Consider the following 19,427-nt stretch of genomic DNA (forward strand, 5'->3'; position numbering starts at 1 on the left):
GCCGTCGAGTTGCTCAACTACGTGCCGGTGGCGGCAGCGATGCAGGATTCGAGCCAGGCGGCCACCTCGGCCGCTAACTGCGTCGGTGCTTCGATCGGCACGAGATGTCCCGCGCCTGGGAAGTGAGTGATGTCCGTGTCTCGGGGCAGGGCATGGGCGAGTCGTTCGGCCTGCTCCACGGAGATCCACTGATCATCATCTCCCCACCCGATGCGCACCGGGCAGCGGACCTCGCCGAGGCGGTCGACGATCGGCTGCGTGTGCGCAGGTGAGAGCTGGGTGATCTGACGGTAGAAGGCCCGCTGTCCCGCGGCCGTGGCCCAGGGTGCGGTGAGCTCATCGAGCCAGGATGCGGTGAGTGTCGAAGGCCCGTCCGTGCTGCCGCTTCCCGCGATGTATTCGCGCACGAGAGCACGGTGGAGACGAGGTGGGAGAGCGGCAAACGCAGATTCGTTCTCTGCGACGAGCTGGAAGAACGGCGAACCCCACGGAGTGAGCGTGACGACGTCGAGCAGGTAGAGCGACGCGAAATCGAGCCCCTCGAGCAGGTGCGCGCCCAGTGCCACGGCGCCGCCGATGTCGTGGGCGATGACATGCGGAGTCTCAAGCTTCCAATAGTCGAGGAGGTCTCCCAGCCGGCGTCGTTGGGCGATGAGATCGACGGGCGGGCCCACCTCGGCGGGGGACTCGTCAGGGATGGGGATGGACTCACCGTACCCGGGCATGTCCCACAGGTGGACCCGGAAGCGCTGGCCGAGCTCGCGGGCGAGCGGCATCCACATGTGCGAGGACCAGGGCGTTCCGTGGCAGATGACGATATCACCGAGGCTGTCGCGGCTGCTGTGACCTGGGCGTGGTTCGACGATGCGGGTGGCCACCTCGGTGCCGTTGTCCAGGGTGACAGTGTGCGAAGTCGACACTGTTGACACTGTTGGCTTCGAGCTGGCGGGAGTCGGGCCGGTGTGCGGCGTGTCTGCGGGCGCGGTCGGTCGGGTACTCATATTGTGAATCTAGAACTTCAGGTTGGCCTGAAGTCAAGGTGTCAGACTGTTGTTATGAAGATAGGTCAGGCAGCGGACGAATTGGGAGTCGCCACTCATGTGCTGAGGCACTGGGAGGACGAGGGTGTTGTGGTTCCGGGCCGCTCGGCCACAGGTCACCGGCTCTACGCGGCCGAGCATCTCGCGCGGTGTCGGATCGTTCTCTCCTGTCAGGGAGCGGGGATGAGTCTGGCGGAGATTCGGTCGGTTCTTCACCGAGGTGATGCGGGACGTGCCGACGTGATCGGGGCGCGGATTTCAGCCATCCGTGCGCAGCGAGCCTCGCTCGACTCTGCTGAGAAGTTTCTGCTCCATGTTCGTCAGTGCCGTCATGACCTTATGACCCGCTGTTCAGAGTGCTCGGAGTATGCGGGTGAGCGGCGGGGAAACCTCGCGAAATGACCAATTGAAATACCGCGAAATGACCAGTTGAAAGGTCGCGAAATGACCAGTGGGTCGGTGAGCGTTCGATCTCAGCCCGTCAGCGAGCGGCGGAGGACTCTCTCGAGGAGATCGTGCGCCGCGCTCAGAGATGCAGTCGCTTGGCGAGTTCGAGGCGGACCTCCCGGCCCCGGGCAAGCTGCAGCAGCACCAGAGCGAGGATGCTGAGTGCACCGCAGACAGCCGACGGCAGGGGGTTCGTGACCCAGCCGAACGTGAGGAAACCGATGGGTGCCAGCCCCAGGATTGCCGCCAATCCGCTGTAGAGGATGTACTCCGTCGTCTCGAAGCGCATCGCCCTGACCATGATCAGCAGGGCGGCAATGGATGAAGCACAGACGATCGGCACCGCGTACGTCAGCGACCACGCCCGCCAACCGGTGAGGTAGTCCCAGTACACGCAGGCCAGGCCGATGAGGACGACGAGATACACGGTGCCCTTGGCGACGTTGCGTCGTTTGCGCACCGCCATGAGGACGACGAGCCACATGGCGGCCACCCCCAGCCAACCGGAGCGAAGGACTCCGAAGCCTTCGGGCCGGTGGCCAAGAACGAGCTGGGCAGCGAAGGACACGGCGATCACGACGAGCGACGTCAGGAACAGTCTCCTGAGCAGCCGACGCCTCGAGAATGTGAGGGGAACCGTCGGCAGCGGACTCGGCACCGCGTCCCCCACAGCGTCCACCTCAGCGGGCGCAGCACACAGCGGACATCGGGTCCAGGCACCTTCAATGGCGATCGAGCATGTGGGGCAGCGTCTCACGATAGCCCCTCTGCGATCTCATCCTCGGTGACTCGTTCCGCAGCGACCGTCACATCGATCCCTTCACCGGTGAGCATCCGAGCGAATTCCCTGATGTGATCGGTTTCGACGAACGGCGACGTGAAGCTGACGGTGAGCAGTCCTGCATGGGACGTCGCGCAGAATTGAGGCCGGACTGCGGAGACGTGGAACAGGACGCGGCCCACATGTGATTCAGCCGGCTCGGGCAGGCTCAGACGACCGAGGTTCGAGACGGCGACGCTCAACCCGCGATTGCTGTGGCTGTTGGCCAGTCCAAGGATCACATCCTTGAGTGGGCGCGGCACGATCCGCAATCCCGGCATCCGCTCGACCCGGATGAACCACCGCAGCTTCTTCTCCAACGCCTCCTGGGTTGCCTGGGGCAGGAACTGGCTCTCGAGCTGTTTGCAGATCGATCCGAGATCATCCTTTCCCTGACCATAGGTGTGTTCCACGCGAACGGTGGTGAAGAAGTTCCGTGCAGACGTCGAGGGAAAGAACTGGCGCAGGTTCACCGGCACCGAGGCTGCCAGGGTGCGAGCCTTTCCCAGACCGCCCGAGGAAATGCGAATCGACTCGAAGAACAGCGCCGTCAGGTACATGGTGATTGAGACATCTGCGGCGCGCGCTAGCCCGAGCACCGCGTTCGTGGGCATGGTGAGCTCGACTGCGCGCGTGCGATTGTCCGGAGTGCGGGTTCCTCGGACATGATGGACCTTCTTCTCCGCCCGACGGCGCAGCCGGCTGATATTCCAGCGTGCAGCAGGCGACTGTGCGCTGTCATCGACGGTGAATGCGGCGGGACCCGCTGCACGACTGAAAGCGGACCCTGAAGCATGCGAGCGATGCCGTCTGCGGAAGTAGTGCGCGAAGCTGTCGATGCTCAGGGCGTGCACGGGTTCGACTGGTGCCTCGTCGGCTCTACTCGTGCCTTCGAGCGGCAGCGTCCTGTCGGAGTCGGAGAACCGCCGCCTGCTGTAGGCGTTCACCAGGTCCGAGAGGAACCATGCCGCACCGGTGCCGTCGGTCAGCGCGTGGAAGACCTCGAGGCTGATCCGCCGGCGATGGTGGATCACGCGGAACAGCAGATTGCGCCGACCTGCCTGATAGATGGGGGCGCACGTGTGCTGTTCCTCTGGGGTGACGAGCGGGCGCAGGTCGCTGTCCTGCAGGTAGTACCAGAACAGACCGCTCTGCAGCACCGCGTGGTAGAGCCGGTACCGGTCGTATGTCTCGTCGAGGGCCTCCTGCAGCAACTGCGGGTTCACGTCATGATCCGTCTCGGCACTGAGTCGGAAGACCTTGGGGTCGGCAGCGCTGCGAGCAGCGAGGAAGATGTTGGAGGCGTTGTCGAGGCGCACCCAGTCCCGGTGGGTCATATCGCCTCCCGCGGGGTGCAGTGCCCGCCCTCAACCGGGTCACCGTCGAGGAATGCGTTGATCACCTCGTAGGCGTCTTGGACGGACTGGGAGAATCTGGGCAGCGAGATGAAGCCATGCAGTGCCCCCTCTACCCGATATGTCTGCACCGTGTTCCCGGCATCGGCCAGAGCACGCCCGTAAGCCTCACCCTCGTCGCGCAGCAGGTCCAACTCCGCAGTGATCACCAGGGTGGCCGGGTGGCCGGAGAGGTCGGGCGCCAGCAGCGGAGCGACATGCGGGTCGCGGCGCTGCTGGCGGTCGGGAACGTAGAGGTCGAAGTAGTCTTCGACTTCGGCGTTGGTGAGTCGATAGTCCCCGCCATGGCTGCGCACCGAGGCGAACGGGGAGGTATCCGGATCATGGTCCCAATGCGTCACCGGATAGATGAGGATCTGGCGATCCGGTGGGCGATATCCGCGTTCTCGCAGTAGCAATGAGATCACAGCAGCGAAGTTGCCTCCGGCAGAATCTCCGACCAGGATGACCTGGCCGGCATCTGCGGCACCCACTCGATGCGGTTCGTCCAACAGCACCCGGGCGACGCCGTAGCAGTCCTCCAGGCCCGCTGGGAACGGGTGCTCCGGCGCGAGACGGTAGTTGACAGACGCGACGGCGCAGCCGGTGAGCTCCGCCATCCTGACACACGCCGGAGTGTACGTGTCGATGTCACCGGTAACCCAGCCGCCGCCGTGGAAGAAGACGAGGACATCCTCGCGGCGCTTCACCTTCGGCTGGAAGAACCGGACAGGGACATGCAGGTGCTCGTCGTGGGGGAGGGGCTGCCAGCGCGACGTCCGATACGGCGGCATCAGCAGCGCGGCGAACCGACTCTGCATCCTACGGACCTTCTCATAGTCCTTACGGATGTTGAGCCGGGGCGCGGCGAACAGGCGCAACACCGCACGAGACAGCCTGTTCACTGGCGAGGGCCGGTTCGGGGAGGGGATTTTTCCATGCCCCCAGCTTAGAGGCAGGTCAGTCAGGTTTCCGAGCCACGATGAGGTGGCGAGTGGAGTGCGCGACGAACGGCTCGCCTCGGCGAAGTTGGGCATCGAGATCTCGCAGTCGGGGCAGGTGGGCGTCGACGGTGAAGTCAGGGACCCACCAGGGGCATTTGCGCAGGATCCAGACAATGGCGCCGATGTCGTGGAACTCCATTCGGGAGCGTGAGATGCGCAGTGTCTCCACGGTGAGTCCGGCCGATTCGGCATCACGGACTTCGCTGTCAGGATGACGCCCTGTGCCGTTCTCGGGCTGTGGGCCGAGGAAGAATTCGGTGAGTTCGATCGCCGAGGCAGGTCCGACGTGTTGGGCGAAGTATGTGCCTCCGGGGATGAGGACTCGCGCGATCTCAGACCACTCGGGGCGCACCGGGTGTCGGGAACTCACGAGATCGAAACTGCCGTTGGCGTATGGCAGATTGGCAGCATCAGCCTCGACGACTGCGATTCCGCGAGAGGCAAGTCGCCGGCGGGCATGGATGAGGTTGGGTGGGAACGCCTCGGTGGCGGCCATGCGAGGCGGCAGTACGGGTGCTTCGTCGAGGAGTTCTCCGCCACCGGTGTCGATGTCGAGGGCAGCAGTCGCGGTGGACAGACGTTGCGCGAGGAGTTGTCCATAGCCCCACGGTGGGCGTTCTTCCGAGGCGCGGTCGCTGAGCCAGTCGAAGCCCCAGCCAGTGACGTCGGCAGACTGCGCCTCAGTGAGAAGTTCCTCGAATGAGCGCATGCAGCCATTGTCGTCGAGGCGTGGGCCAGATGTACAGGAGTTGCTTCGACATGTATCGGAGGCAATCGACTGACGGTCGAGCTGCTTACTTACATGCCGGTGGCGAAACGCTCGCGATCTGATCAATTGAAACACCGCGAAATGACCAGTTGAAAGGTCGCGAAATGACCAGTTGGCCATTGGTTTGATGGTACATTCAAGCTATGTCTTATCGCAGACGCATCATCGACGACGTACTCGATGAGGTCTTCCCTCACCTCTCTGCAATCGCGCTGGAAGGCGCGAAAGGCGTAGGAAAAACAGCCACCGGCACTCAACGTGTTGAAACTGTCCTCTCTCTGAACAAGACGTCGCAGCGGGAATCGGTGATGGCAGATCATGACCGTGTCACCGAAGTCCCGGAGCCAGTGCTCATCGATGAATGGCAGCTGGTTCCGGAAGTCTGGGAGCGTGTCCGAACAGCTGTGGACAACGATCCGCGCGGAGGGAGATTCCTCCTCGCCGGTTCTGCTGAGGTGGCTCCCGGGGTGCGGATACATTCTGGCGCGGGCCGGATTGTCAGCATGACTATGCGACCGTTGTCGTTATACGAGCGGGAAATTTGTGCACCTACGGTCTCATTGGCGAAGCTCCTGCGTGGGCAAGAACCAGACATCAAGGGACACTCATCTGTCCGATTGACGCAATATGCCGACGAAATCCTCAAATCTGGGTTCCCGGGAATTCGGGCGTTGCCGGAGCGAGCGCGACGACTCCAGCTCGATAGCTATGTCTCCAGAATCGTCGAGAAGGAGCTTCCGGAGAACGGTTTGGCGGTCAAGCGCCCAGAGACTCTGCGCGCCTGGATGGCGGCATACGGGGCGGCCACGTCGAGCGACGCCAACTACACGGAAATATTGAATGCGGCCACTGCTGGAGAGCCAGACAAACCTTCGCGAACTACGGTCAACTCTTATCGCGACCACCTGAAACGACTGTTCGTCCTTGACCCTCTTCCTGCGTGGATTCCGACATTCAACCCGTTGAAGCGACTGACCAAGACTCCTAAACACCATCTCGTCGATCCAGCGATTGCAGCTCGACTTGTTGGTATTGGCAAAGACGGGCTACTCAATGGACAAGGCCGAAGGACATCCGCCTCGACAGGTACGTGGCTCGGTTCACTCTTCGAATCACTGGTTACTCAGAGCGTGCGGGTTTATGCGGGCGCGGCTGACGCTTATGTTGGGCATCTGCGCACGCGCGATACCCAGCGCGAGATCGACCTCGTTGTCGAAGGTGAGGACCGGCGAGTCGTCGCAATTGAAGTGAAGCTTGCGGCAACCGTCGGCGATAAAGATGTGCGCCACCTCAATTGGCTCAAAGACCAGATCGGCGACCGTCTGGCAGGGAGAGTGGTGATCACGACTGGCGAAGAAGCCTACCTGCGACGCGACGGTGTGGCAGTCATCCCCTTTTCGCTGTTGGGCCCTTAGTCGTTGCAAATTCATTCGACCCTTTGTGATGTGTGTGGTTCACGTCGAGCCGCCTCGGCGAACGAACGCATTGAGCATTCTTAGACGACAATGTTGCGATGTGCGGAATTCAGCCCACATGATGTGAATTCACTCTGTGTTGGGGGTCACAAATCGGACCATGGGCGGCATGATGGCCTTATGACCACAGATATGGATATTGCGCTCAACGCCGAGCTCGACTCGATCATCGATATCGCCGCCGGCCTGGGCTTGGAATCACAGGACATCATCCCCTTCGGATGGACGAAAGCCAAGGTCCCCATCGACGTTCTCGACAAAGCTGCCGAGACTACTACCGACGGTCACCTCATTCTCGTCACCGCCATGAGCCCAACGCCTGCCGGTGAGGGGAAGACCACGACCAGCATCGGTTTGGCCGACGGACTCAACGAACTCGCCCGTTCGAAACCAGAAGTCGGCAAGGCGGTCCTGGCCCTGCGTGAACCGAGCATGGGTCCAGTCTTCGGCATGAAGGGCGGAGCAGCCGGCGGCGGAAACGCCCAGGTCGTGCCGATGGAGGACATCAACCTCCACTTCACCGGTGACTTCGCGGCCATCGCCTCGGCGAACAACCTCGCCGCGACTATGCTCGATAACCACATCCACCACGGCAACGAACTCGACATCGACCCCCGCCGCATCCACATCCGCCGCGTCGTCGACCTCAACGATCGGGCGCTGCGCGGAGTCGTCATCGGCCTTGGGGGACTCAACGGGGGAGTGCCGCGCGAGGATGCCTTCGACATCGTCGTCGCCAGTGAGGTCATGGCCGTCTTCTGCCTCTCCACCTCCTTGGCCGATCTCAAGGAGCGTCTCGGGCGAATCGTCCTCGCCCACAACCGAAGCCGCGAGCCCGTCACGGTGGGCGACATCGGTGCGGCCGGGGCGTTGACTGCACTGCTGCGAAGCGCCCTGGCGCCGAATCTGGTCCAGAGCCTCGAGCATTCACCGGCGTTCATCCATGGCGGTCCCTTCGCCAATATCGCTCACGGCTGCAACAGTCTTCTGGCGACGAAGGCTGCTCTGACCCTGGGCGACTGGACCGTGACCGAGGCCGGGTTCGGTGCCGACCTGGGAGCCGAGAAGTTCCTCGACATCAAGTGCCGCGCCGCCGGAATCTGGCCCTCGGCCGTGGTCGTCGTCGCAACCCTTCGAGCGCTAAAGTACCACGGCGGCGTCGAGGTCAAGGATGTACAGACGCCGAACACCGATGCGGTCATCGGCGGCATGGACAACCTCGAACACCACTGCGGCAACCTGCTGAACATCTACGGAATCACCCCAGTCGTATGCTTCAACAGGTTCCCCACCGACACGGACGAAGAGATGGCCGCCGCGATCAAACATCTGCGCAGTCAAGGCATCTCGGCAGTCGAATCGACCCACTGGGCAGATGGCGGCAAGGGTGCGCTGGCTCTGGCCGAAACGGTCGTCGAGGCTGCCGGTGGTGTGGGCAAGGCGGGGGCGGCTGTCGACGACGGTTTGGTGTTCGTTGCTGGGACGGCCTCGGGTGATGCGGAAGCGCCGCCTCTAGGTGATTCGTCGGCGGGAACAGGAGGCTCATCGGCTGGATCTCCTCGGGCGCAGTACAGCTACGAGCTCGACCGGCCGCTGGAAGAGAAGATCCGCACGATCGCCCAGCGAATCTACGGCGCCGCCGATGTCGACCTGCCGACGAAGGTCACGCGCAAACTCAAACAGTTCACTGACGAAGGCTACGGCGACGCCCCGATCTGCATCGCCAAGACCCAGTACTCCCTGAGCATCGATGCGAGTCTGCGCGGGGCTCCCAAGGACCACATCATCGAGGTCAAAGACGTGCGCCTGTCGGCCGGTGCCGGTTTCGTCGTCGTCATTGCCGGAGACATCATGACGATGCCCGGTCTGCCCAAGGAACCTTCGGCGCTCAAGATCGATGTCACCGAGGATGGGAACATCACCGGGTTGTTCTGAGGTGCTGGCAGGGGCGGGCGCCGAAGCGCGGGCTCTGCGTCGAGAAACACATGTGCAAACCCGTTATTCGGCAGGGCGTGCGGTTTTCGACGCGGGTGAGACAGCGAGCCGAGGCGCGTGGTCCTCAGCGAACGTCAGTCCGCTTTCGTCACTCGCTCGAAGATGCGGTCGAGTGCCGAGGAGAGCGCGGCACGATTGTCCTCGTCCATCCACTCTCTGTGGAGCATCTCGTTGAGCCCGCCGGGCGTCTCGTGGCCAGCGACCAGATCGGAGAACGAGGTGTCCGTCGTGGCGAGGGTGTTTCCCAGTCCGGCGAACTGTCCGCGGACGATGCGTTCGGCGTCGGTTCGCTCCCATCCCTGGACTACGAGCCAGTCGGCAATGCCTTGGAGGTAGGCGTAGTAGGACGACATTGTGGCTGTGGTCCCCGACAGGGTGCTGAAGAGCTCCTCCGATTCCGCGACGACAGTGCCGCCGAGCGTGTCAAAGAACTCCTCGACCACAGCATGGGCAGGGAATACCGGGGTGACGCCGCGGCGCTCCCTCACCGGCGGCAGAGGGATGACCCTCACAACGGTCGGACTCTGAGGAAGGAGCTGGGCCAGTGCCTTCGTCGCCACGCCCGCGACCGCGCTGATGATCGTGCGATCGGATGGGATGTCGAGCTCTGAGAGTACAGTCTCTGTCTGCTCTGGCAACACGGCCAGGATGATGTATTCGCTGCGATCGACGACGTCCTGGTTGCTGTCGCAGACTTTGACCCCGTCGAATTCGTCTGCCAACCCGGCTGAACGCTCAGCGTTCCTCGGTGACAGGAAGAAATCCGGGTGATCTGTGGTTGAGCACGCCCCTTCCACCATCGCCGAGGCGATCTCTCCGACTCCGATGATCCCGATTCTCATGCTCACGAAATGCCTCCTGGAAACGTCTTTCTACAGCGGGGCGCGCGAATGTCCCCGCAGTTCGCATTGTGTCATCAGAACTCGGGCGGCGTAACTGGGAACTCAGCCAGCGTAACTGGGAACTCAGGCGGCGAAATTGGAAATTCAGAACTCGGGAGGTGCAAGGACTCGACGAGACCCAGTTACAGATCCCGCCCGCCGTACAAGGCAGAGAGCTCGGCGCCGATTCGGCCCAGCTCGCGGCGAAGCTCTGGTGGTTCCAGGACTTCGATCTGGTTGCCCCAGCCGGCCAGCTGCTCGGCCAGGGCGACGATGAGGTTGGCCCGCACCTCGGCGATGAAGTGCCCTTCAGGCGCAGTATCCTCTGAACCGTCCGAGGCGACTCCTGAACCGTTCGAGGTCACGGTCATGTACCTGCCGAAATGGTTTTCCAGGATCGGGCGAGTCCACTCGGGGGCGCGAATGATCCCTGCCACCGACGATCGAAACTCTTCGATCTGCTGAATGTGCTCGTTCCAGTAGGCCACCAGGTCGAACTCCTCAGCATCCGTTCCCGGCGCTTCCTCGGCGAGGACGGCTGTGTCGATGCGGTCCACGCGGTAGGTGCGCACCTCCTCATCTCGCGTCGCCTCACCTCGGGCGACGAGGTACCAGCGTCCGACCTTCGCCACGAGACCGAGTGGCCTCACCTCTCGGACGGACGTGCTTCCGTTGCCGCGGGTGTATCTGAGATGAACGCTGCGATGCTGGATCAGCGCCGAGCGCAGCGCTTCGAGATGGTCCCTCTCGTCCTCATCCTGCCTCTGGTCGGGTACCGAATCGCCGCTGGACATGTGGTCGCCGCTGGACCTTGGGTCGGGAACTCTGACCTCGCCCCACGAGGTGTGGTCATAGTGGGTCGTGGTCGCCAGAGTCTCGGCTTCGGCGCGCAGCGATTCCGGGAGCGCATGAATGAGCTTGCGAGTGGCAACCCGTGTCCCGGGCCCCGACAGCCCGGCGGTGCCGAGCATCCAGAACAGTGCCCTGGCCTCGTGACCCGATAGCCCGGTGAGATTCGTGCGTGACCCGCCGACCAGCTGCCAGCCACCGCCTCGACCCGGCTGCACGTAGATCGGCACACCAGCAGTCGACAGTGCCTCCAGGTCTCGGCGGGCAGTGGCGATGGAGATGCCGAGTTCCTCGGCGACCTGGGCAGCGGTCACCTTCCCCCGAGACTGGAGGAACAGGAGGAGGGAGAGGAGCCGGTCTGCGCGCATAGAAAAAGTATTTCACTAAAAGTGCTCACTTGGTGATCACTTTGACTGGAATAGTGATGGTTGTGGATCAGATCGGATCCACAGCAGCCGTCGATCGGTCGCCGGCGCGAATTGAAAGGGAAGTGACATGAGCATTCTCAACGGACTGACGACCATGGTTCTCACCGCCGAAGATGTGGAGGCCGCCGGCGCGTGGTACGCGGATCTCCTCGGAGCCGAATCCTACTTCCGCCAACCGGAAGAAGGCCCTGCCGCCTATCTGGAATTCCGGATCGGGCCGGACGAGGACGAGCTGGGAATCATGAACCGTGCCTATTCGCCCGAGGGGACCACTGCGGGAAGCAGCTCGGTCACCTATTGGCACGTCGACGACGTGGAGGCCGCGGTCGACGAGCTGGTGGCTCATGGCGCCCAGCCGCACATGCCGGTCACGCCACGCGGTCCCGAATTCGTCACTGCCTCGGTGACGGATCCCTTCGGGAACGTACTCGGACTCATGTACAGCCCCCATTGGTCAGGGCAACACTGAATCGGCAGCGGCGGGCCACGGGGATGTCGCGAAACTGCAGATCTCCGGCAGATCGATCGTCCATCGCCGCAAGGCCGACGATGCTCTAGGCCTGTTCGATGACCTTCTTGATTGCGGAGAGAGTCTCAGGGATGCCCGCCCGCGCAGCCGAGGTTCGTTCGGCGATCTGCTCGGCGGCGTGGGCACCGTACTTCTCTGTGAAGAACTCTTGCCCCTCCGGCAGGAAGTCCCACGATTCGGTGAGCAGCGTGCCGCCCGCCGCTTCCTGCATACTGTACGTCCAGTGAACTCGGCCCGGCCCCACGCTCCACCCGAAGGCACGCCCTTCGTCGGCGACAATGACCTGGCTGCGGGTCTGCCACTCGCGATCCGGGGTGACATTGTGCCCGGTGAACCATGCTCCAACCCGTGGACCGTCATCCTCGTCCCACCAGCACTCTCGGCAGATCGGTGACCATTCGCCGGTTCGGGTCACGTCCGCAACAGTCGCGTAGACGGTAACCGGGTCGGCTTCAATGAGGATGGAATCGGCAAAGGTGAGAGATTCGGTCATGGTGGCCACTTTACCGATTCTGCTGGTCAGCTCCGAGGACGGCTGTCCACGTCACTCGAACTCACCGAGCACTGCACGCGCCGTGTCTTCGATGAGAGCGGCATCGGACTTGGAGTTCGGATCGTGGTGCTCCGTCATGATCGCGATGATGATCGGGTCCCGCTCCGGTGGGAACACGATGGCGACGTCGTTGCGGAGGGCATCGGAGTGGCCGGACTTGTCCGCCACCTTCCATCCGTCTGGAGCGCCCGCCCGGATGAGTGGATCGCCCGTGGCATTTCCGCTCATCCACTCGAGGAGCACCTTTCGGTCCTCGTCAGACAGATGCTCGGGGTCGAGGAGCGCTGTGAGGTCGCTCGAGAACGCAGCCGGAGTTGTGGTGTTATCGGTGCTGTCATGATCGATGACGTTGAGCTCCGGCTCGCGATCGACCACCTCGGTGACGGGATCACCCAGATCCTCCAAAGCGGTGTCCAAGCCCTGAGGGCCGCCGATGTGATCGAAGACGATATTCGCCGCAGCATTGTCGCTGACCCTGATGGCGGCCTCGGCCACCTTCTCCAACGGCAGTCCATCGCCGAGGTGCTTCTTCGTCACCGGCGCATAGCCGGCCTTGTCGACGTCCTCCTTTGACCAGGTCACCTGTTCGTCCAAATCATCGGGTGATGTCGTGGCCAGGAGTTCAGCCACAGCCAGGGATTTGATCGTCGAAGCGAACCCGAACCGCTCATCGGACCGATGCTCGATGGTGGACCCGTCACCTGTGTCGACCGCGTGGACGCCGACTCGGGCGTCGTACTCGCCTTCGATGCCTTTGAGTTCAGCCGTGCCCTTGGTCTGGGCGGCGTTGGCCGTCGGCGACTCTGTGCTAGTGGTCGAAGACTGCGCCGAGGCGCTGGTCGTCTGCGGTGGAGGATCTGCTGCCGCGCTTCCACCTGAGGGAGTGCAAGCGGTCAGGGTCAGCAGTGACAGCGCTGTCGCACTGAGTATGCGGGAGTTTCGCGGGCTCATCGGTGTTCCTTCGTCGATGCGGCAGATCGTATGCCGGGACGACTGGTGTTCCGGCAAGTACTACTGTTCCCTAGCCAGGCGATGCAGTCGAAGACAGTTCTCGAGGTTTGCATATCAAAAGTGCATATCATGGTGACGATGGACCTGATTGAAGCCTGTCGAACGTTCACCGCCGTCAGTGAATTGGGCAGCATGACACTGGGCGCCGCAGCGACCGGAGCCCCGCAGCCGGTGGCCAGCAGGCGAATTGCCGGGCTGGAGAAGCAGTTGGGCGCACGCCTCTTCGACCGCTCTGGTCGCGGCGTGAGCCTGACACCGTTTGGACAGGACATGCTCGCCTCGGCGAGACGCTTGGTCGACCTCGCCGATACGATGATGCTCGATGCGGACCGGGCCAAACTTCGGCCGGTGTCTCTGTCGGTTCCGCCGTCGTGCACAACGAGAAACCTCGCGGTGCTCACCGCCTCGGCGAATTCGGCCGGACTCAGCATCGACATCCGCTCCGCACCACCGGCACGACGCATTGATGACCTGTCGGGTCGTCGAGTCAGAGCCGTGCTGAAAGCGGTGCCCGAAGCGGAAGGAGCCTGGTATGTCCCGCTCGGATGCGCCCATCGAGGGCCGCTGACCGGGCCGGTGCGTCTGGCCGAGTTGCGAAAAGCCCGGTCGCAGGTGACAGGACATGGTCCGAGGCTGTCGGGAAAACGGCTGCGTCTGCTGATCGAAGACGACGTTCCTCATGTGCGTGACAGAATCCGGCGCGCGGCCGAATCGATGGGTCTGCTCCCGTATCAGGTTGTGGCGGACTCGTCCGATCCTGCGGCGGTCGCGGCTGTACTCGGCGATGGTGATCTGCTGTTGTGCAGTGACGCCGAGGCGGAGGACCTGGGTCTCAACTGGCAACCTCTGCTCGAGCCGGCCGTGTCCAGAGGCTATACGCTCGCCGCCACCTCCGGCGATGACGCCGAGGCGCTCGGAGCGTTCAGCGAAGAGATCGCCGACTGCCTCGGCGGCGTCCCCGCGGGGACGCGAAGCGGAGATGGCTCGGAGGACGCGACGGGCAGAAATGTCCCTGCGCGGGCGACGGGCAGGGACGTCCCCGCGGGGACGCCGGGAGGTATCGCTGGTGCGGAGATGCACGGCGACGGGAGTGCGAAATGAACTCTGATGCCCGCGTCATTCACGACGTGAAGGAACAGCTGACCTCGGCAGGGCTGCGCGCAAACATTGTGGTGCGCGACCTGGACAACAGGCGGGAGATCTCCACGAGTGCTGATTCCGCTATGCCTTTGGCCTCGGTGGTGAAGGTCCCTATCGCCTTGGCCGTGCTCAACCGCATCAACGACGGAACACTGGACGGAGCACAGACTCTCACCATTCGCCCAGACCGCTTCGCAGGGGAGGGGCCGACGGGCGCGAGCCGCTTCCGCCACCCTGCGCAGATCGCGCTCGAGGACCTGCTCATGCTGTCCGTGAGCTTCAGCGACAACACCGCCACTGATGCCCTGCTCGATGTGGTCTCGCCGGGCGAGGTCCACGAAGATCTTCAGGGCCTGGGTCTACGCGACATCACGATCAGGCACCGTCTCGACGCGCTGGTCCAGACTCCGCTGGAGAGCCTGCCGGCCGCCGATGCCCACCTCGCCTACGACCTGGCTCGAACCAGTCCGAGCCGGGGAGAAGGACATCGGATCTGGCAGCTGGACGTTTCACGGGCCAACACCGGAACTGCTGGTGGCCTGATCGACCTGATGCAGGAGATCTGGCGGCCCGTCCACATTGATCCGACGGTCGCATCGAGACTGCGGTCCCTGATGGCGGGCAACATCATCCGGCACAGACTCGCACCCGACTTCGCCTCAGACGCGATGACCTGGTCATCGAAGACGGGAACCCTGCTGCACCTGCGTCATGAGATCGGGGTCGTCGACCATACCGACGGACAGTCCATCGCTGTCGCAGTCCTCAGTGAATCGAGCAATCCCGCCGCGGCACAGCCGGCGGCTGAGGCCGAGCTCGGCGCCGCAGCCCGGGCTTTGCACGACCTGCTCCGGTGAGCACGACCTGCTGCGGTGAAGGACCGACCTTGGCGGGATCACACGTCCCGAGACCGCAGCACCAGGTAACCGGTGAGAAGCCCCGCCATTGCCCAGCCCAGGAGAATCAGTACAGCGGTCGGCCAACCGTAGGGCCCAGCGGTGTCGACGGCGAGCACGGCCATCGCCTGATTCGGCAGGTATTGCACCAGGTCGCTGATGGCATCGACGCCGAAGAGCGGCAACAGGTTCGGAACCAGGTGGAGCAACCCAAGCACTGTGATGATCGTCAGCGAAGCGCTGCGCAAGGCAGTTGCGAGTCCGAGAACGAACACCCCGAGCAGACCCAGGCCGAGCCCCGTTCCGACGATGGCCCGCACAAGATCGACGGCGTCGAAAGCACCGAACTGCGACGCTGACGCACTGGCGACGGGAGTGCCGACGACGATCAGTGCAGCCCCGAGGACAACCCCTGTCACCAGCACAACCGCGGTCTTGGCCAAAAGCATCTGCTTTCGACGTGGAACTTCCTGCAGAGTGGTCGTGATCGACCCTGTCGAGTACTCACCGGTGATGGTGAACGTGCTCAGCAGCACGATGACTATTTCGACCACGAGCATGGTCTGGACGACGATGGCGGGGGCAGGCATTGCGGAGTCGAGGCCGTTGCGGCCACTGGCCAGTGCTGAGGCACCGAGCAGCCAGGAGCCGAGGAGTGCGGCGACGAATGCGGCCACGATGATCCACCAGGTGGAGCGAACGCTGCTCAGTTTCGTCCACTCGAACGCGATGGCTCCCCACCAACAACCTCCTCGTGTCGTCCGGGGCAGAGCAGCGGTGCGGTCGGTCGTTGTCGGGGTGCTCATGATGATGACTCCTTCGCAGAACTGTTCGAGACGATCTGCGCCCCGAGTGATGCGATTGTGTCGACCGGCACCACGGACGAACGATGGTCCGTTGCCCCTTCGGTCAGCTGGGCATAGACGTCTTCCAAAGACGCCGCTGTGAAGCTGAGTTCGTCGATCCGCAGGTTCTGCCCATGAGCAAGAGAGCCGATCTCATCGATGCGCTCGCCGCTGACCTGGATCTGAGCACCGGAGAGGGTGACGGACAGACCAGAACGATCGAGCACCTCGGCGAGTCTGCTGGATTCGGGCGACCGCACGATTGCGGTGCGGGTGACATCGAGCAGATCGTGCAGGGGCGAATCGGCGACGAGCCGTCCCTGCGCGATGACGACGAGGTGATCGGCGGTGTCGGCCATTTCACTGAGGAGATGGCTGGAGACGAAGACCGTGCGACCCTGGGCAGCGAGGTCGCGCATGAAGCGTCGGATCCAGGTCACGCCCTCCGGGTCGAGGCCGTTGACCGGTTCGTCGAAGATTAGCACCTCAGGATCTCCGATCAGCGCCGAGGCGATGCCCAGCCGCTGTCGCATCCCCAGTGAGAAGGTGCCGATGCGTGAACGTGCGACCTCTGCGAGTCCGACCATGTTCAGCACGGCCGTGACCCTGCGCGAGGGGATCCCGTTGCTGCGGGCCATGCCGAGCAGGTGGCTGCGGGCTGATTGTCCGGGATGGCCGGTGCGCGGCTCGAGCAGTGCCCCGACCGTGGACAGGGGGTGGGGGAGCTCAACGTAGGGGCGCCCTCCGATCAGCGCCTTGCCCGAGGTCGGGCGGTCGAGCCCGAGCAGCATCCGCATTGCCGTCGACTTCCCCGCTCCGTTGGGGCCGAGGAACCCGGTGACCTTGCCGGTGCCGATCGTCAGGCTGATGTCGTCGACGGCTCGCTTGGGTCCATAGGTCTTGGTCAGTGATTCGAAGGTGATCATGGTGCTGCCTCTCTCCCACATGTCCGTTGTCAGTTGCTTCCTGATATTCAGCCTAGGAATTTCGGTGCGCGTGCGAACCTGCCGAGGGTCGGTCGGCAGCACCGACCATGGTCAGTGGTGATGACCTGACTTTCGACAGTGTTGGCGCTGTGCGCCCGTTGGTAGCATTCCAATCAGGGAGCATTCCTGACAGGGAGAGGCGCCCGGACGGGGGTACGGACCAATGCGAGGGCACGAGTGGTGGCAGGGCCTCGCCATCTTCGTGTGCGCCGCGATGATCTCCGTGCTGATGGGCACCTCCTGGTCGTTTCTGCAGATCCTGCTGGTGGTGCCCGCGTACTTCATCGGCCGCAGATGCGAGTCGATGCAGCCTGCTCTGATCGGCTTCGGCGTTGGGCTCATCGCGCAGTTGGCGCTGTCGTGGATTGCTGAACCGTCGGATTTTCTCTCGGTGTGGTTCACAGCCCTCGTCACTGACTTCGTCTGTCTGCTTCTGCCCTGGTGGCTTGGCCGGTCACTGCGGCTGCGTGAGGTTCGGCGATTCCAGGAGGACGACATCATCACGGAGCTCGCTCGGGTGCGTGAACGGAACCGCATCGCCGAGGACATGCACGATCTCGTCGGACATGACCTCGCCCTCATCGCCCTGCACAGCGGAGCCTTGGAAGTGAGCGCCGATGCCAGCGATGACCAGAAGAAGGCCGCGTCTCAGATTCGGGCCCGAGCTGTCGCCGCCACCGACAGACTGCACGAGATCCTGGGAGTGCTGCGTGCCGAGGAGACTGAGCCTCGACGTGCCCCCAACGGTCACGACCTTGATCGGATCGTGGACTCGGCCAGAGAGCCCGGAATGGATGTGGACATCTCTGTGACAGGTTCGATTGCCGCCGAGGCGGTCGCCCGGGCCGTCGAACGCGTGGTGCAGGAATCCCTGACGAATGCTGCGAAGCACGCCCCCGGTGCGCCGGTGGCGATCACCGTCGATGCAGGTGAAACGGACGTGAATGTCGCCGTGGTCAATGAGGGAGGCGGCTCCTCCGCCCGAGCCGAGACATTGAGTTCGTCCGAGAGCCGACATGGCAGCACTCATACCGGAATGGGGCTCATCGCCGCCGAGGAACGAATCAGGCTGCTTGGCGGCACCATGTCAGCCGAACCTGACCATGGCGGCTTTCGGGTGTCAGCGAGCATCCCGCAGGTGGCAGATGAGAAAGCTTCCAGAACACAGACTGACTCACAGGCGCGCGGCACAATCAGCAGACAAACAGACGCCGCAACCAAGGATCGTCTCAGGCGAGCCCAGCGCAATCAGCGCGCGAGCATGCGGCGAGCCGCATTGGTGCCTGGGGTCTGCGCGGTGGTGCTGCTGGTGACCCTCGTCGTCTTCCAAATCCTCACATACACCAGTGTGGGATTGCCCTCTGACAGATTCGCTCAGATCCACCTCGGTCAGGCCAAGTCTGAGGCCGAAGCCGTGCTGCCACGTTCACATGTGGATCTCGCTGGGGTCCCGCCGACGGTCACGGTGCCGACAGCAGAGCCAGGCAGCTCGTGCGAGTTCTATCTGGCTCGTGAAACAGTCATCGACTTCAGCAGTGACATCTACCGGATCTGCACCCGCGATGGAGTCATCACTGCAGCAGACCGACTGAGCCCGGAGGAGTGACAATGACGACCAGTGAAAATTCGGAGCCGGAGGACACAGCGATTTCGGTACTCATCGTCGACGACGAACCGCTCATCAGATCCGGCATCCGCGCCATTCTCGGCAGCGATCCCGACATGTCAGTGGTCGGGGAGGCCAGCGACGGACGCGAGGCGGTGTCGGGGGTTCTCAGGTTTCGTCCGCAGGTGGTGCTCCTCGACATCCGCATGCCGAATCTGGATGGCTTGGATGCGATCCCAGAGATCCTCCGAGCGTGGCCGGAGACCAAGATCGTCATGCTCACCACCTTCGGTGAAGACGCCTATATCGCCGGTGCCCTGGAACGCGGGGCCGTGGGCTTCCTCCTCAAGGCATCTGATCCCCGGGAGCTGCAGGATGCGGTTCGTGCTGTGGCTGCGGGCGCAGCATACCTGTCTCCGCGGGTGGCTCAGCGAGTGATCGATCGGTTTCGTTCTGGCCCCAGCCCGGACGCTGAGGCTCGGTCGCGCATCGACGAGTTGTCCGAACGAGAACGTGATGTCCTTGCTCTGCTGGGGGCGGGGAAGGCGAATTCCGAGGTTGCTCGGGAACTGTTTCTCACAGAGGGCACCGTCAAAGGGTATGTCAGTGCAATCCTGGCCAAGCTGGGGGCAGCGAACCGGGTGCAGGCCGCGATTCTCGCGCATCGTGCCGGGATCATCGCTGACGGGCCACCGTCATAGTGGGCAGGTGGTCGAATCTGGTGCAGAAATCGACCATCCGCCCACTATGACGCAGCGT

19 protein-coding genes are annotated in these 19,427 nt (G+C 63.3%); 8 read left to right on the forward strand and 11 right to left on the reverse strand.

Annotated features, from left to right (window positions below; genetic code table 11):
* Positions 1-17: 17 nt before the first annotated feature.
* Positions 18-1,001 carry an alpha/beta fold hydrolase gene (locus BLT92_RS14260; protein ID WP_092106591.1) on the reverse strand — a complete coding sequence of 328 codons (984 nt, stop codon included), beginning with the start codon at positions 999-1,001 and terminating at the stop codon, positions 18-20.
* A gap of 54 nt (positions 1,002-1,055) precedes the next feature.
* On the opposite strand from BLT92_RS14260, the gene BLT92_RS21270 reads away from it, so the two are divergent.
* A complete protein-coding gene (locus tag BLT92_RS21270; protein WP_092106593.1) occupies positions 1,056-1,442 on the forward strand; it encodes a MerR family transcriptional regulator in 387 nt (128 codons plus the stop codon).
* Positions 1,443-1,566: 124 nt separating this feature from the next.
* Here BLT92_RS21270 and BLT92_RS14270 read toward each other — a convergent pair whose 3' ends face one another.
* The 4 genes from BLT92_RS14270 to BLT92_RS14285 form a co-directional block, all read right to left on the reverse strand.
* Positions 1,567-2,244: a DUF6320 domain-containing protein gene (locus BLT92_RS14270; protein ID WP_092106595.1), complete on the reverse strand. Its 678-nt coding sequence runs from the start codon at positions 2,242-2,244 to the stop codon at positions 1,567-1,569.
* Entirely contained in the window at positions 2,241-3,644 is a 1,404-nt protein-coding gene (locus BLT92_RS14275; RefSeq protein ID WP_092106597.1) for an alcohol acetyltransferase, read from the reverse strand. The genes BLT92_RS14270 and BLT92_RS14275 overlap by 4 nt, the downstream gene beginning before the upstream one ends.
* The gene (locus BLT92_RS14280; RefSeq protein ID WP_092109392.1) at positions 3,641-4,585 is read right to left on the reverse strand and encodes an alpha/beta hydrolase; all 945 of its coding nucleotides are present in this window, start codon (positions 4,583-4,585) and stop codon (positions 3,641-3,643) included. The genes BLT92_RS14275 and BLT92_RS14280 overlap by 4 nt, the downstream gene beginning before the upstream one ends.
* 76 nt (positions 4,586-4,661) lie before the next feature.
* Positions 4,662-5,414, reverse strand: a complete 753-nt coding sequence (locus tag BLT92_RS14285; protein ID WP_092106599.1) for a class I SAM-dependent methyltransferase — start codon at positions 5,412-5,414, stop codon at positions 4,662-4,664.
* A 203-nt stretch (positions 5,415-5,617) separates the two neighbouring features.
* Here BLT92_RS14285 and BLT92_RS14290 point away from each other — a divergent pair, with 203 nt between their 5' ends.
* Both BLT92_RS14290 and BLT92_RS14295 read left to right on the forward strand, forming a co-directional pair.
* On the forward strand, positions 5,618-6,889 hold the full coding sequence (locus tag BLT92_RS14290; RefSeq protein ID WP_092106601.1) for an ATP-binding protein: 1,272 nt from the start codon (positions 5,618-5,620) through the stop codon (positions 6,887-6,889).
* A 180-nt stretch (positions 6,890-7,069) separates the two neighbouring features.
* Positions 7,070-8,884 carry a formate--tetrahydrofolate ligase gene (locus BLT92_RS14295; RefSeq protein ID WP_092106603.1) on the forward strand — a complete coding sequence of 605 codons (1,815 nt, stop codon included), beginning with the start codon at positions 7,070-7,072 and terminating at the stop codon, positions 8,882-8,884.
* 134 nt (positions 8,885-9,018) lie between these two features.
* Here the strand turns inward: BLT92_RS14295 and BLT92_RS14300 are convergent, their stop codons facing one another.
* The gene (locus BLT92_RS14300) at positions 9,019-9,786 is read right to left on the reverse strand and encodes an NAD(P)-binding domain-containing protein (protein WP_231939162.1); all 768 of its coding nucleotides are present in this window, start codon (positions 9,784-9,786) and stop codon (positions 9,019-9,021) included.
* A gap of 182 nt (positions 9,787-9,968) precedes the next feature.
* On the reverse strand, positions 9,969-11,042 hold the full coding sequence (locus tag BLT92_RS14305; RefSeq protein ID WP_092106607.1) for a helix-turn-helix transcriptional regulator: 1,074 nt from the start codon (positions 11,040-11,042) through the stop codon (positions 9,969-9,971).
* A gap of 127 nt (positions 11,043-11,169) precedes the next feature.
* Here BLT92_RS14305 and BLT92_RS14310 point away from each other — a divergent pair, with 127 nt between their 5' ends.
* Positions 11,170-11,571 carry a VOC family protein gene (locus BLT92_RS14310; protein ID WP_092106609.1) on the forward strand — a complete coding sequence of 134 codons (402 nt, stop codon included), beginning with the start codon at positions 11,170-11,172 and terminating at the stop codon, positions 11,569-11,571.
* Between the two features lie 85 nt (positions 11,572-11,656).
* On the opposite strand, the gene BLT92_RS14315 is transcribed toward BLT92_RS14310, so the two are convergent.
* Both BLT92_RS14315 and bla read right to left on the reverse strand, forming a co-directional pair.
* Positions 11,657-12,124 carry an SRPBCC family protein gene (locus BLT92_RS14315; protein ID WP_092106611.1) on the reverse strand — a complete coding sequence of 156 codons (468 nt, stop codon included), beginning with the start codon at positions 12,122-12,124 and terminating at the stop codon, positions 11,657-11,659.
* A 51-nt stretch (positions 12,125-12,175) separates the two neighbouring features.
* The gene (gene bla, locus BLT92_RS14320; protein WP_092106613.1) at positions 12,176-13,135 is read right to left on the reverse strand and encodes a class A beta-lactamase; all 960 of its coding nucleotides are present in this window, start codon (positions 13,133-13,135) and stop codon (positions 12,176-12,178) included.
* Positions 13,136-13,273: 138 nt separating this feature from the next.
* On the opposite strand from bla, the gene BLT92_RS14325 reads away from it, so the two are divergent.
* Together BLT92_RS14325 and BLT92_RS14330 are read left to right on the forward strand one after the other, a co-directional pair.
* Positions 13,274-14,296: a LysR family transcriptional regulator gene (locus BLT92_RS14325; protein WP_197679624.1), complete on the forward strand. Its 1,023-nt coding sequence runs from the start codon at positions 13,274-13,276 to the stop codon at positions 14,294-14,296.
* A complete protein-coding gene (locus tag BLT92_RS14330) occupies positions 14,293-15,192 on the forward strand; it encodes a serine hydrolase (RefSeq protein ID WP_092106617.1) in 900 nt (299 codons plus the stop codon). The genes BLT92_RS14325 and BLT92_RS14330 overlap by 4 nt, the downstream gene beginning before the upstream one ends.
* A 38-nt stretch (positions 15,193-15,230) precedes the next feature.
* Here the strand turns inward: BLT92_RS14330 and BLT92_RS14335 are convergent, their stop codons facing one another.
* Both BLT92_RS14335 and BLT92_RS14340 read right to left on the reverse strand, forming a co-directional pair.
* Complete coding sequence (locus BLT92_RS14335; protein ID WP_092106619.1) at positions 15,231-16,037, reverse strand: ABC transporter permease; 807 nt, start codon at positions 16,035-16,037, stop codon at positions 15,231-15,233.
* Entirely contained in the window at positions 16,034-17,002 is a 969-nt protein-coding gene (locus tag BLT92_RS14340) for an ATP-binding cassette domain-containing protein (protein ID WP_092109395.1), read from the reverse strand. The genes BLT92_RS14335 and BLT92_RS14340 overlap by 4 nt, the downstream gene beginning before the upstream one ends.
* Positions 17,003-17,225: 223 nt before the next feature.
* Here BLT92_RS14340 and BLT92_RS14345 point away from each other — a divergent pair, with 223 nt between their 5' ends.
* Entirely contained in the window at positions 17,226-18,668 is a 1,443-nt protein-coding gene (locus BLT92_RS14345; protein ID WP_092106621.1) for a sensor histidine kinase, read from the forward strand.
* Between the two features lie 2 nt (positions 18,669-18,670).
* Entirely contained in the window at positions 18,671-19,369 is a 699-nt protein-coding gene (locus BLT92_RS14350; protein WP_092106623.1) for a response regulator, read from the forward strand.
* The last annotated feature ends 58 nt before the right edge of the window (positions 19,370-19,427 follow it).

This window comes from Brevibacterium picturae (assembly GCF_900105045.1).
GTDB classification, from domain to species: Bacteria; Actinomycetota; Actinomycetes; order Actinomycetales; family Brevibacteriaceae; genus Brevibacterium; species Brevibacterium picturae.